12 protein-coding genes and 2 pseudogenes are annotated in these 14,052 nt (G+C 38.9%); 4 read left to right on the forward strand and 10 right to left on the reverse strand.

Translation table 11 applies throughout. The features are described 5' to 3' along the window. Positions 1-4: 4 nt before the first annotated feature. The 3 genes and pseudogenes from tnpC to IGI68_RS11060 all read left to right on the forward strand — a co-directional run. Positions 5-1,183 (forward strand): annotated as a pseudogene (gene tnpC, locus IGI68_RS11050) (IS66 family transposase); the annotation flags it as partial. Between the two features lie 296 nt (positions 1,184-1,479). Beyond that, positions 1,480-1,565: pseudogene (locus IGI68_RS11055) on the forward strand (sulfur reduction protein DsrE); the annotation flags it as partial. Beyond that, a complete protein-coding gene (locus tag IGI68_RS11060; protein ID WP_438733297.1) occupies positions 1,548-2,414 on the forward strand; it encodes a PTS transporter subunit EIIC in 867 nt (288 codons plus the stop codon). The pseudogene IGI68_RS11055 and the gene IGI68_RS11060, both read left to right, overlap by 18 nt. Before the next feature lie 153 nt (positions 2,415-2,567). On the opposite strand, the gene IGI68_RS11065 is transcribed toward IGI68_RS11060, so the two are convergent. Both IGI68_RS11065 and IGI68_RS11070 read right to left on the reverse strand, forming a co-directional pair. Beyond that, entirely contained in the window at positions 2,568-3,053 is a 486-nt protein-coding gene (locus IGI68_RS11065; RefSeq protein WP_438732869.1) for a LysR family transcriptional regulator, read from the reverse strand. Positions 3,054-3,602: 549 nt separating this feature from the next. After that, on the reverse strand, positions 3,603-3,902 hold the full coding sequence (locus IGI68_RS11070) for a DUF2089 family protein (protein WP_438732871.1): 300 nt from the start codon (positions 3,900-3,902) through the stop codon (positions 3,603-3,605). Positions 3,903-4,137: 235 nt separating this feature from the next. Between IGI68_RS11070 and IGI68_RS11075 the strand changes: the two genes are divergently transcribed. Further along, positions 4,138-6,153 (forward strand): right-handed parallel beta-helix repeat-containing protein, encoded by a 2,016-nt coding sequence (locus IGI68_RS11075; RefSeq protein WP_438732873.1) that lies wholly within the window; start codon positions 4,138-4,140, stop codon positions 6,151-6,153. Between the two features lie 133 nt (positions 6,154-6,286). Here the strand turns inward: IGI68_RS11075 and IGI68_RS11080 are convergent, their stop codons facing one another. From IGI68_RS11080 to IGI68_RS11115, 8 genes are all read right to left on the reverse strand, one after another. Next, positions 6,287-7,807 (reverse strand): carboxylesterase/lipase family protein, encoded by a 1,521-nt coding sequence (locus tag IGI68_RS11080; RefSeq protein WP_126108814.1) that lies wholly within the window; start codon positions 7,805-7,807, stop codon positions 6,287-6,289. A gap of 172 nt (positions 7,808-7,979) precedes the next feature. Then, the gene (locus tag IGI68_RS11085) at positions 7,980-8,105 is read right to left on the reverse strand and encodes a hypothetical protein (protein WP_438732875.1); all 126 of its coding nucleotides are present in this window, start codon (positions 8,103-8,105) and stop codon (positions 7,980-7,982) included. A 2-nt stretch (positions 8,106-8,107) separates the two neighbouring features. Next, entirely contained in the window at positions 8,108-8,470 is a 363-nt protein-coding gene (locus IGI68_RS11090) for a GNAT family N-acetyltransferase (RefSeq protein ID WP_438732877.1), read from the reverse strand. A 111-nt stretch (positions 8,471-8,581) separates the two neighbouring features. Further along, the gene (locus tag IGI68_RS11095) at positions 8,582-9,352 is read right to left on the reverse strand and encodes an ABC transporter permease (protein WP_076765026.1); all 771 of its coding nucleotides are present in this window, start codon (positions 9,350-9,352) and stop codon (positions 8,582-8,584) included. Continuing rightward, positions 9,345-10,280: an ABC transporter ATP-binding protein gene (locus IGI68_RS11100; protein ID WP_438732879.1), complete on the reverse strand. Its 936-nt coding sequence runs from the start codon at positions 10,278-10,280 to the stop codon at positions 9,345-9,347. Before IGI68_RS11100 ends, IGI68_RS11095 begins: the two co-directional genes overlap by 8 nt. Positions 10,281-10,701: 421 nt before the next feature. Beyond that, a complete protein-coding gene (locus tag IGI68_RS11105) occupies positions 10,702-11,580 on the reverse strand; it encodes an AraC family transcriptional regulator (protein ID WP_438732881.1) in 879 nt (292 codons plus the stop codon). 539 nt (positions 11,581-12,119) lie between these two features. Beyond that, the gene (locus IGI68_RS11110) at positions 12,120-12,614 is read right to left on the reverse strand and encodes a phosphoribosylanthranilate isomerase (RefSeq protein WP_438732883.1); all 495 of its coding nucleotides are present in this window, start codon (positions 12,612-12,614) and stop codon (positions 12,120-12,122) included. A 204-nt stretch (positions 12,615-12,818) separates the two neighbouring features. After that, complete coding sequence (locus IGI68_RS11115; protein WP_438732885.1) at positions 12,819-14,036, reverse strand: DNA helicase UvrB; 1,218 nt, start codon at positions 14,034-14,036, stop codon at positions 12,819-12,821. Positions 14,037-14,052 lie beyond the last annotated feature (16 nt).

The raw sequence follows: 14,052 nt of genomic DNA on the forward strand, positions 1-14,052 counted from the left end.
CTCAAAAATGGTTGATATTGGGACAAAAAAAGTACGTGAAGAAATCCAATTTCATCAAGCGCGCATTGATACTTTACAGCACATCCAACACAGTTATTGTTGTAAAGCCTGCGAACAAAAGGGCGAAAGTTTCTTTAAAAAAGGGCCTGTCCCTAAACCGGTGATTCAAAACAGTTTGGCTTCTCCTAGCCTCGTTGCCGAAACGATTCGTTTGAAATTTGAACAAAAAGTCCCTGCTTATCGCCAAGAGAAATATTGGCAACAGCTGCAGCTCGATATTTCTCGGGATAACATCGTCAACTTGCATATTCGTGTCAGTGAAGACTATTTAACCCCACTAATTGAACGGTTAAAACAAGAATTTCTTCATCAAGACGTGGGTTATGCCGATGAAACGCCGTATCGTGTGTTAGAAAGTGAAAAAGCCACCAACTATTTCTGGGCATTTAGTAATTTTGAACACTCCGAAAAGCCCTTTGTGATTTTTCACTACGCCCAAACGAGAAGTCGCGAGATTTCTCGTGCGTTCTTAGCCGATTTTAAAGGGTATCTTCATTGTGATGGTTATTTTTCTTACGACTCGCTTGAAAACATTCTTCCGGTGCGTTGTTATGCCCACGTCAGAAGGAAGTTTTATGAGGCCTTGCCCCAAACGACGGCTTGCGAAACTATCCATCCTGCAGAATACGTCTTGAATCAGTTGAAAAAATGTTTTAAACTCGAACAAGACTGGAAGCCTCTTTCTCCAAAGGAGCGACTCGTTCAGCGCAAGGCAGAATTGAAACCACGAATGGACGCGCTTTATCGCTACGTGGGCGAGATTTCTGCCGTGCCCAAATCGAAACTCGACAAAGCCATCCAATATTTTATGAAATATCGAAAAGATTTGGAGCGCGTATTTGAAGATGGACGATTAGAGCTGACCAATAATCAAAGCGAGCGCTTGATTAAAGATTTAGTCATGGGGAGAAAGAATTATCTTTTCTCGACAAGCTACGCAGGTGCAGAGGCTCTTGGGAATATTCTCAGTCTTTTAAAAACGTCAGAGTTAAACGGCCTCAATCCAAGCAAATATTTCACGTACTTATTTGAAGCACTACCAAACTTACCGGTACTTACTTCAAAACACGTCGATGACTATCTGCCTTGGTCTCCCAAAGTTCAAGAACACTGCAAAGCATAAAAATACGCCAAGGCTCAAATGTAGAATAACATTTGGGCTATTTGGCGTACAGGTACTCTGTTATTCGGCGCTTACGAAGCAACCCCTTTAATGAACTCATGGCAGAAATAAAAAAGGATCTTTCCACAGGAGTCTCACCATACCTAATTTTTGTTAGTAAGATTATTGTTCGATTCTCATATATACATATTGAAAAAAAGAAAAGAAGGTTCAAAAAATTTAGAAGCTTACATTCTTGGATTTGTTGAAGCAGCCTTTCGAAAAAGGTAGGATAGAATTAAAAAGAAGGTGTTATTATGAAAGTTGTCTTTCATATCGATGAATTAGAAAAATGGGAGGAACCACAAAAAATGTCAAAAACCTGGTGAAAATCGCTCCAGAAATAGACAATGGCTTGGATATTTTAAATCTGGGGGATTTTAATTTTCCCTTTGTAGCTTATACGTATTCTATTTTTCCTATGATTCTTGCTGCCTGGCTAGTGAAAAAAATAGAGCTTTGGTTAAAAAAATGGGTACCTCTTTATATTCAAGCAATATTTATCCCGATTGTAGTCATCGGGGTCGTATCCACAATAACCTTCTTGTTCACTGGCCCTGTCATTACCTGGCTTTCACAAGCTTTAGCTGTGGGGCTCCAATCCTTACTAAGCTTGAATGCTCCTATCTTTGGTGCGATTATTGATGGCTTTTATCAAATTCTAGTAATTTTCGGATTGCATTGGGGAATCATACCAATTTATGTTAATGATTTTGCCACATTAGGATATAGCTACCTCTCTGCCATGGTAAGTGTCCCCATTGTCGCCCAAGGTGGCGCAGCTCTAGCTGTAGCAGTAAAATCAAAGAAAGCAAAACTAAAAGAACTAGGATATGCTGGTGCAATCTCAGCATTTTGTGGCATTACCGAACCCGCTATTTACGGGATCAATTTACGCTTTCGTAAACCATTTATCTGTGCAAGTATTGCCAGTGCAGTCGGTGGATTTATGACAGGGATATTCCGAATCAATATGTGGAGTATCATTGGATCAATCATTGGTCTTCCTTCATTTATTGATCCGGTCAATGGCATCACTTCCAACTTTTGGTATGCCGTTCTCGTCACAGTCGTAACTCTCTCTCTATCGTTCGTACTGACTTATATGTGGGGTTACAACGATACCATGGAAATGCAAGAAAAACGTCAAAAACCAAAAAATCCTGCTAAAGAAAAACTTGCCAAATTATAAGAAAAGCGGACAAGTCCGCCTTGGCCTATGAAAAAATAGGAAATTTGTCCCTGAATTGTCAGGAGACTTCACGCTTCAGCGGGTTAGTCGAATGATATGCGTTAGCGAGCAGCGAAGCGCGCAATGGGGCAAATTTATCTTTTTTTCATTAGGTCAGGACTTGGGAGCTAGACATTGATGGCTGAACTTATAATCCCCTAGTCTATAAATAATCCCTAATTCACTTCGTAAATTCTTTACATCTTCAATTATTTCATGCGTTTTCGATTCACGAAATGTAAATTCATATTCGGAAGCTCCAAATTCTTTTACAAGTTCTACAAAAGCATTGGCTGCAAAAGTATAATGTTGACTTGATACCGAAAAATGTTGCTTAGCTGTTTTTTCACTTATATATTTTTCTTCAAGCATGTTAAACTGCTGCAATACTTGTCTAGCATAACCCAAAAATTCTGATCCTTCATTAGAAACAGTAACGCCCCTATTCGTTCTAACGAATATAGTGATTTTAATTTCCTGCTCTAATTCCTTAATTGCATTCGACAAACTCGGCTGAGAGATGAATAAACTTTTTGCCGCTTCATTCATAGAGCCTTTACTTGCTATTTCTAATGCATACTTTAATTGTTGTAAAGTCAAACTAAACACCACCTTTTTAAAGAATTTAATAGTTCCGTTAAACACGAAATATTCGTGATAATCTTTGAAATTGAGAATTTCTATATAGCTTCTTTTTGTAGCTACACCACACACTCAATAGGGTACAAGCTGATAGAATTGACGTTTTTACGAATTTTAACCAAATGTAAGTACATTTTTTCCTATTCTTTCTCATAATCAAGTTTTTATTCTCCAAATAAGATATTATTCCAAATCTTGAATATTCATTTTATTAAGCTGAGAAAGAAATTTCATTTTCTCACGACAAGCAAAATAAATCCCAAGTAAAAAGATAGTTGGAATATTACTAATTAGAGAAGTAGAGGCAATTAACATAAATATTTCCCACCCCTCATTGTATCAAAAACTACAATGCTTGAAATCATCAATAAAGAATATATAAATGATATTGTTGGCAGTATAAGTCCAAACCACTTACTCTTCTTTTTAGATAGGAATATTTGAAGAAAAATCGCTCCAATTAACAAGGCCATCACAATGAACAACATTACTACGGTTATCCTCATATTACTTAACCCCTTTAGTTTTTTTATATTCTGAAATCAGTAATTTAGCAGTTTCAAAGTCCAACTTGTCATCTAAAGCTAAGCGTTTAATCAAAGCAACATAGGGCTCGTTTGCTGTATCTTCGCTTACTTGGATTTTTTGTATTAATTTATCAAGCCTAAGTCTTACAGTTGGATAAGTAACTTCATATCGATTTGCAACTTCTTTTAATGAACCAGAAGCCAAGAGAAACTTCTTAATAAATGATATATCTTCATCTTCAAGGTTTATCATCCATTCGGCTACAACCTTTATTGCCATATCATAGCCTCCTTTAATAAAGTTAAGCGTACTTTTTAACATTATTAAAGTCAATCGTTACTCTATTACCAAAAATTAATTGCCTGGGCTTTTTGATTCAGTTTTTCTTACAAGATTTCGTTTAAATTTAGCTGTTCAAAGGAGTGATTTAAGCACTTATCTTCTGTATAATATAGATATTGTCCTAAATGTGAGGGCTTTTATAATTGTTTAGATTGATATAAGGAGTGATTGTGTGAACTATCATGTGTCAATGCAAGGAAACGATCAAGCAAGTGGAACGGTGGAACAACCGTTTCTAACGATTTCACGCGCTGCCGAAGTGGCAATGCCCGGGGATACAGTCGTTGTCCACGCCGGAATTTACCGTGAATGGGTAAAGCCAGCTAACGGTGGAACTATCGACCAACGCATTACTTATAAGTCTGCTGATGACGGTGAAGTGATTATTACTGGTGCAGACCGTATCACCGACTGGGAAGCTGAGGGAGAAAATGTTTGGCGTACAGAAGTACCAAACGCCCTCTTTACGGTTCGTAATCCTTATGAAGTGGAGTTGAGTGGTGACTGGTTGTTTGATGGCGCCTTGAAAGCTCATTTAGGTGATGTTTATTTAGATCATAAATCACTTTATGAATGCGGAAGTATGGCAGAAGTTGAAAATCCCGAAGTGTGGCCAGAAGCGAAATATTCAGAAGACTCACTGTTGAAATGGTATTGTGAAGCAGGGCCTTCTACAACAAAGATTTGGGCAAATTTTGGTGGTAAAGACCCTCGCAAGGAAAATGTTGAAATTAACGTCCGTCCACATTGTTTCTGGCCGGAAAAGTCAGGTCTTGACTACATTACCGTAAGCGGATTCACTTTACGCCAAGCTTCCCCCCAATGGGCACCTCCGACAGATTACCAAGAAGGCTTGATTGGGCCACATTGGAGCAAAGGCTGGATTATTGAAAATAACATTATCTCTGAATCTAAAAGTGTCGGCATCAGTCTGGGAACTAAAATCGGCACGGGGCATGTGAAATATGCAGGTAAGCACAAAAAGGGTGGTACGCAACGTGAGCAAGAGGTTATTTTACGGGCGTTGCATGCTGGTTGGCACAAGGACTCTGTCGGCAGTCATATTGTTCGTGGCAATGTCATTCATGATTGCGAACAAGCCGCCATTGTTGGCCATATGGGATGTGCCTTCAGTGAGATTTACCAAAACCATATTTACAATGTCCATCACAAACGCTTGAGACACGGCGCGGAAGTTGCTGGGATTAAGCTGCACGCTGCCCTAGATACACAAATTAGTGATAATAAAATCCATACTTGTTATCGTGGTATTTGGTTGGATTGGCAAGCACAAGGAACTCGCATCAACCGCAATGTGTTGTTTGATCATTTGTCTGAAGATTTATTCATGGAAGTTTGTCACGGACCTTATCTGGTAGACCATAATCTCTTTTTATCACCGATGAATTTTAGAAATATGGCACAAGGTGGCGCTTTTGTTCATAACTTGTTTGCTGGTCGATTCGTTGTACAGTCCGAACTTAGTCGAATTACGCCTTACCACTTCCCTCATGAAACAGCGATGGCAGGCTATTCTAATATTTCGAGCGGGGATGACCGCTATTATAACAATATTTTCTTAGGTGATAACGACTCTAATAAAGAACCTGTTCCAATTACGTTCTTTGAACACCTGCCGCTTAAACCGCGCGAACTCCCAGAAGATAATGGCAAGACTGTCATGGACGGCGTTCCAGATGATTCCATTTGTTATCTGTACCCAGTCGGCTTAGGTGGTTATAACAAACATCCTAACGCAAACGATAAACAACTGTGGGAATATACGAAAGAGGAACTGATAGCCCTCGGAGATGCTGCTAAAGATTTCTTTGTTGGAAATGCTGTACTGCCTGTAGCAGTAGATGGCAATCTCTATCTGAACGATGCGCTCCCAAGTAGTAGCCACGAACCACAAGCAACTGTCTTTGAAAAGAGTGGATTTGAAATCACAACAAATCCATCTACAGGTGCTGTGACGGTTGCTGTCACAGATGCTGCGTCGGTTAACGGATCCGATACAGTCCCTGTCTCGACAAATGTATTAGGCAAAACTTATCACGCTGACATGAACTTCGAACAGCCAAACGGGACTCCTTATCACTTTGATACGGATTTCTTCGAAAACGAAAGAACTGTGAAGACACCAGGACCGTTTGAAGTAACGGAAGCTGTGGTATTTGAGTTTTAGGAAATGAAGCGCTCAAATGGAAAAAATGATTCGTGAAGTGGACGTCGGGGCTGCCTTTTTGAGCACATTTACGCTACATTATTCGGGTATAGGAAAGGGGCCGGGAGTTTTTTCCCGGCCCCATCGCGTTTTTCTATTTATTCTTGAAGGTTTGATTCACCAAGAAGGTCATCAATTCGTTCGGTTGCTCTTTAACAAATTCTGACTTGTCGCCAAACACCATGCCATAAGGTGCATCCAAGGTATAGGGATTCCACTGTGGCATTTTTTCACCTGTCACATCTTTGCCATTCGGGTCACCGCTAGCGATAAAGTTGGCTAAATAATTACTCATCTCCCGCGCCAAATCGTAGTGTTTGCCTACAAACGGACGCCAGCATTTTGCCAAGGTCTCAAAGAAGAACCACAGATCGGCAGAGTGGAAGGTACCGGGATCATCCCAGCCCGGTATCTCTGGATCAAAATTGTAATAGTAGAGTGGCATATCAGCGCCGGTGTCTGCGTTTGCCTTACCCAGAACACGGATTGCATACTCAATCATTGGAATCGATGCATTTTGTTTAATTGTATCAAAGTCTCCTGATTCAAAGTTACATAGCTTCAGAAACTCATCCGCATCCGCCCCAAAGAGTTTGTCGGCCAATTCCTTGAATGCATCCAAACTAGAAACTTCCGGAACTCCGAAGAACTCAGATGACGTCTGCCCCAACAGAACAGGAACCATCAAACGTTTGTTTTCCATAAACAGTTCGAAGGCATTTCCCATGACAAATTTTTTGTCTACGACAGGCCCCCAGAAAGCTTGATATTCCAATAGTTTTTCGCGGACGAATTCTCCGTCTAGCGCCCGTGCCTCTTCCAATGAAGACACCCCCATGAACTCAAAGAACTGCACGCCCGCCTCTTCGACTTCGGCTAATGTTCGACCACTTCCTGGTATTCCGCCACTTTTGTATACGTTTGCAAAAACACCACTCAAAACAACAGCCTTATGGAATAGTCCTTCATTTTGCGGTGCGGTTAATTGGTGCATCACGCTCGCGCCACCAGCCGATTGACCGCCGACCGTAATGTTATCGGGATCTCCACCAAATGCAGCGATGTTACGTTTAACCCATTCAATTCCTGCTTGTTGGTCCAGTAGACCAAAGTTGGTTGGTGCATCCGGTGCTTCTGCCGTGATTTCCGGATGGCCTAAGAAACCAAACACGTTCAAGCGATAGTTGACCGTAACCACAATCGCGCCGCGACGTGCTAAGCGCTCGCCATCAAATTCCATTTCTGATGTATAACCATACTGGAACCCACCACCGAAAATCCACACATAAACCGGTAGCTTTTCATCGGTATGACTAGCAGGTGTCCACACGTTCAAGTATAGATTGTCTTCATCCATCGGCACGTTTGGATCTACGTGCCATTCACGCGAATAAAAATCATCCGGGTTGACGCCCGGCCTTGCTTGCATAGATATCGGTGCAAACTCAAATGCTTTCAGCGTACCTTCCCAATCGGCTGCAGCTTGTGGTGCCCGCCAACGATTCTCGCCTACAGGCGGTGCTGCAAACGGAATCCCTTTAAAAGCTGTTATACGGGGATCAGCTGCTGGCAATCCTTGAATAAAACCATTTTCTACTTTTACCTTTCTTAACATCAAGCATTTCTCCTCTCGATTATAGGTCACTTGTACAAAATGACTCAAACCGCAAATTTAGTCAGTCATTTTAAATTTTTTTACACTTTTAATGTATCACTCACTTTCTTTAGAGTCAATAAAACCCTGAAAACAGTATTAAATACTCGTTTCAGGGTGTGAATAATCTGATTTACTTATGTAGTATCGGTGCTTTGCGCATGAATTTTCCGTCATTCTTTGCGACAGTATGATGTTTCACTTTGTTGCCAGATTTTTTATCTTTTATTAGTGCCTTCATTTTTTCTTTTGCATTCATTGTTATACCCCCTTCTCATCAAACTGATATTGAAAAATCAACTCGCCATTCGGATCTCGTTCATTGATAAACTCAAAGCCGATACTCTTGTATAACTGATGAGCCACTTTATTCTCTTCAATAATACTTAAATAGATGGTTTTAACGTCGTATTCTTTTGAGACAATCTCAATGAGCTGCTTCATCGCTTGTTTTCCAAAACCTTTTCCTTGATCGTTTTTATCGATCATAATGCGGTCAATCCAAGTATCCTTATTGACGACAAAAGACCCATACATAGCAAATCCAATTAATTCTTCTTCGTGATAGATAGCTACTGGGTGCCATTCTGGATAGCGTGCAGCTTCCTCTAAACATTCAGCCACCGTTTCAATAAATCCTTCTTAGCCGTTTTTTAAACTTATGGATTAACAGCGGCCTCATTGTTTGCATCAATATCTCTGAAGAATAATAGTGCCATTGGCTCTCCCACCTCTCTAACTTCTTATCCCTTTTCCTGTATTAATCAGATAGTAACACACCGAATAGACAATAATAATAAACAGAACCAGAATCATAAGCGAAACCATAATCGGCACATCAGTCGTCCCCAAGAACCCATAACGGAAAGCAGAAATCATATAAACAATCGGGTTTACTTTTGATACGGTTTGCCAGAATGGCGGTAACATCGAAATGGCATAAAATACACCACCTAGATAAGTTAATGGTTGTAATACAAAGGTCGGTACAATCGACACATCATCATATGACTGTGCAAAAACGCCATTTATTAGCCCAGCTAGAGAGAAAAGAATAGCCGTCATTAATAATGTCAGAATAACAATTAACCAAGAGAAAACATTCAATGGAACAAATAGTAACGAAATAATGGTTACCAGTGTACCCACCAGCAGACTTCTTCCCAATCCTCCTAGGACAAATCCCCAAATAATCACATGCGTCGGCACTGGGGCTACTAATAATTCCTCAATATTTTTTTGGAATTTTTGTGAGAAAAATGATGAAGAAACATTTGAGTAAGAACTCGTGATAGCTGACATCATGATTAACCCTGGTACAATAAACTCCATATAAGAGAATCCACCCATATCGCCAATGCGTCCACCAATCATTTTTCCAAAAATAACGAAATACAATGATGTGGTGATAACAGGTGGTACCAAGGTCTGTACCCAGATACGCAGGTAACGGTTTGTTTCCTTGATCGCTAAACTTTTTAGAGCTGTAAAATAAAGACTAAACATTTCTTTCCTCCAATTGGTGCTTTTCTTCTGTGATTTTCAAAAATAGTTCTTCTAAGCGGTTTGATTTATTCCGCATCGATAAGACTTTAATCCCTTGATTACTTAGTTGATTAAAGATGTCATTGACTCCTTGATTGCGTTCAACCTCTACTGTCAGCGTCAGGTCATCCTCAAATTCATAGCTATAGCCCTTGATTTCAGGTTTATAGTTATAGGCATCCAAGTCGAAAATAAACGTTTCATACTGTAACTTAGAAAGAAGTGATTTCATACTTGTATTTTCAATCAATGCACCCGATTGAATAATCCCAATATTTCGACAAAGCATTTCAGCTTCTTCTAAGTAGTGAGTGGTTAAAATAATCGTTGTCCCACTTTTATTCAATTCTTTTAAAAATACCCACATTTCACGTCTTAATTCGATGTCCACACCCGCAGTCGGCTCATCTAAGATCAGTAATCGCGGTTCATGCATCAGCGCTCGAGCGATCATTAAACGACGCTTCATTCCACCTGATAGCATACGGGCACGAACGTGTCGCTTCTCCCATAAACTCGATTGCTTGAGATACTTCTCACTCCGCTTAAGTGCCTCCTTACGTGAAACACCGTAATAACCTGCCTGATTAACTACAATTTGTTGAACCGTCTCAAAGGGGTTGAAGTTAAACTCCTGAGGTACCAAACCGATTTGCTGCTTTGCCCGCTCTAAATCAGTATCCAGGTCATAATCAAAAACTTTTACTTGCCCTGATGTCTTGTTGACAAGTGATGTAATGATGCCAATGGTGGTTGATTTGCCAGCACCGTTAGGCCCCAGTAAAGCGTAGAAGTCGCCTTCTTCTACAGCCAAATCAATCCCTCGAAGTGCTTCAACACCAGTCGCATATACTTTTTTCAAATCTTTTATTTCTAATGCGTATGTCATTTATTTGTTGTCTCCTTATGATATTATTCCTTATTTTAACATGTATTTGTCTTCTATATGCGTCATTTAATATGAAATGGATTTAAACGTTGTCCCTGCCACTATTAAGTCACGTTTGGGATTTTCACTCTTTAGAGTGTACCAATGCTGGGTAAACAAAAAGACGTTCACTTTGTTTGAACGCCTTTTTGTTCGATTGTCTCCCCACACCCAATTCAATTATCATCGAAACGGTAATGTGGTTTTTCAGTACTTTATTTCTCAAGTTTTCTCTTTCTCCTGCAAACACGAAATGCTGGTGAAAGTGTTTAAAATTGAGAATTTCTATATGTGATGAGTTGATAAAATGAATGTCATTTGAACATGCCCGTTCTTGGAAAAATATCCACCAATCGTAGCATTTACGAAAAAAATAATGTAATTAATAGTCTTTTTTCTTTACCGGAATCCAGATTTCGCTTCGATACTTTGGATTTCCAGTGTCTGGACTCTCGTTCCACAAAATTTCTGGGCCTTCAACTAACTCATAACTTGAAGACGGAAACCACTCTGAATATATTCTACCCCATACATTTTGAAGTGTCTCTGGGAATGGTCCAATCGATTCAAATACTGCCCAGGTACAAGCATCAATTTTTAATACATCAAAATCTGCAGTTTCATTACTTGATGTTGCTACCCCGATGTAATGATCTAATTCTCCTTTCTCTTCCATTCTACCTTCTGAAAAATTAGTGGAAGCACTAATAATACCTGTAGGTTCTACATTTGAAATTGCTTTTAATTGATTAATAACATCCATGGTTAAAAGTTCAGTCATTTTTGCAATCTCTGGATTGACACCTTCAAAAATAATTGGAACTCTCTTCTTAAATCCTACTAACTTAAAAGGTCCTTTCTCAACAATACGATAGTTCATTTCGCATCCTCCTTTAATTGATAATTGAAAGGTCATTCGTGGATAGGCTTTTAACTGCGTTTTCTCACTTCTTGCTTCTGAAGGGAGAATACCATGCAGGGAATGAAAAGCACGGGAAAACGAATCAGCCGAATTATAGCCATATTTGACGGCTACATCAATTATTCTCAAATCCTTATCTTTTAAATCAATTGCAGCCAACGACAGTCTTCTTCTCCGAATATATTCTGATAAACTTATGCCTGCTAAAAATGAAAACATCCGCTTAAAATGATACTCTGAACAGTAAGCAATTTTAGATACTTCACTATAGTCAATTTCCTCTGTTAAGTGCTCTTCAATATATGTCAATGCATTATTCATACTTCTTAAAGAATCCATTGAACAACCTCCTTACATCATCAATATTATCAAAGGGTGCGTTTTTCTGTCCGACAATCTGTGCACAATATAGTCGATTCTGTTTTAAAGACAGTACCAGGTATGCAAACAATTTCGAATTGTGTTCTGTATCTGGTACTACTAATTATATTATAAAGCATCCCTGTCACTCATACAGTTCAAAATATTCCGAATTTAATGAGTGAGAGGGTGGATTGACTAGTTTTAATTCTTAAGTCTCATCCTATAGCTCTTCGGTCTTATAAACATAATACCCTTCATAATGGTAACTTGCGTCGATTCCATTCAAATAAACATCTCGATCATTGATTTTATTTGTTAAAGCTGCTTTCAAAGGAACCTTAATTTCAACATCTTTTATTGGACTTCTTTCCATTGCTACCCAAAGATGATTTTTATCTACCACTACTATCTTTTTATTTCTATTTAAATCCCTTATGACTTGCTATATATGTTAACTTAAAAGTAAAAGTTCCACTTAAGGTTAGGAAAAATACTTGTCTAACATTAACTCTTAACTACATATGCTTTTTCAAAAATTCAATTTTCTTAAAATCTTTGTTGTTATTATTGTCATTTCTATAAGAATCCTTTGAAGATACTTGATAGATTTTTAAAAACTGCCTTAGGTTGGGGAGACGAAATGTTATACCCTCTACTTGAATAAGGTCTAGGTCTGATACTCTTATTCCAGAAAAGTCGTATAGGGAATCAATGCTGCCATACTCTACACTAAGGCCATTTTTTTGAAATTCATGTTCATGAAGGTCTATTAATTCATAGCCTAGGTCTTCCATGACTTTGGATATTGTACCCCAATTATAAATTCTAAGCTGGTCAGGAGCCTCCCATCCTCTTGGATCACCTGGAACATGAATGTCTATATCTGATGGCCCCCAAGAAGTTTTTGAAATAAACTCTAAACCCAAGGACCCCATTAAAGTTGGCACAATTCCAACATTGTTTAAATGTACACAAATTATTTTAAATTCATTAAATAGTTCTTTTTTCATTGGTCCTCCATGATAATGTACTGCTTTGGCATTTTATTGCTTCTGTTTCATATTATTATGCTAAAAATCTAAATACTCCTTGTCAGCAACACCACGCACTCCGTATGGCTCGATACGACAGGAAGTACGTCTGTACCACCTGTCCGTTTACGAAAACATATCGAGCACATTTCAACGTTAGCTTTTAAAATCGTTAATGTGTATCTAGCCTGCAATTAGATAAATCTTCTTATCATCAAAGCAGATTCTTTCTGTGTGATTATAAATCTGTATCATATCTTCCATTCTGTCTATAAATACACGTGTTTCAGGATTGCTGATTTCCGCAAAAGCAGTAATTGCACTCATCTCTATTTCTTTTGCATTTGATTTGATATGCTTACCACTATCCTGTAAGAATTCATCAACCTGGCCTTTCTTAACAAGTGGAATGCTACCAATGAACTTTCCTACAGCCTTGCTTGCAGTTCCGATTCCCTTCAGCACATTTGCTTCTACCGATACTCCGCTTATCTTTTCAAGATAAAGCGAGCACTGGCCAAATAAATCTCTATACACTGACGAAAGCTTTTCTATTTCTTCTTTAATACCAGTGATATATTCTTCCTTAAAATTACCACTCAACATAATCTCCATCATGGATGCCATTGAGAATGTGTATAAGGAAAGTCTGTAGTATTTGAATTTTTTCTGTAAGTCCCTAAGTGTAGAATTCACCTGATTTTGTACAACAACAGGCTTTTTCGAATTAAGCACTTCATCAACTTTTTTCTGGTACCCATTCATATTTTTACGCGCAGTTCTTTGAATATCCAATACCAGTTTATGATTACTAGCCACAAAATGCTCATTATCCCAATTTAGCTTATACTTAGCGATAATGTTAGATAGCGTTTCAACGTCAGCTTCTATCTCAGATTCTTTTTCAATTTCCAAGAATGAAATTATCTGCTTCTGCATTTTCTCAATTTCACCAAGCTTCTGTTCAACAGAGAACAACGCAACCGCCATCATCATTGTAGCCGGATTTATCGCTGCTACAGACTGAGTTGTTGCGGTCAATGGGCCAGCCGACTGGAGCTGTGCAAACTTCGATGCACCATCTGCTGTTTTGAATGCACCCCAGAAATTACCGTTACTAGCAACCTTCAACGTATCTCCAACTGCGGCATTAGCCAATTGATAAAGACCCGTTGTATTAATAGTTGTTGTCTGTGTTACTGTCCTAAGCGCTGGCATTAATGATGATACACCGGCACCAAGCGTAGCCAACTCCGCAATAGGAACACTCAGTGATTTTTGTTCTGCTATATTTGCACGAGCGTCAAATAATAAACCATCTGCAATTTCAATTAATGCTGTTTCTTTTATTTCATCTGACGGTGCCATTTCTGAATTAGGCATTTTTATAATATCTGCCATAATCATTCTCCTTCCT

Origin of the sequence: Enterococcus sp. DIV1314a, assembly GCF_051713805.1 — a bacterium.
Lineage (GTDB): Bacteria > Bacillota > Bacilli > Lactobacillales > Enterococcaceae > Enterococcus_I > Enterococcus_I aquimarinus.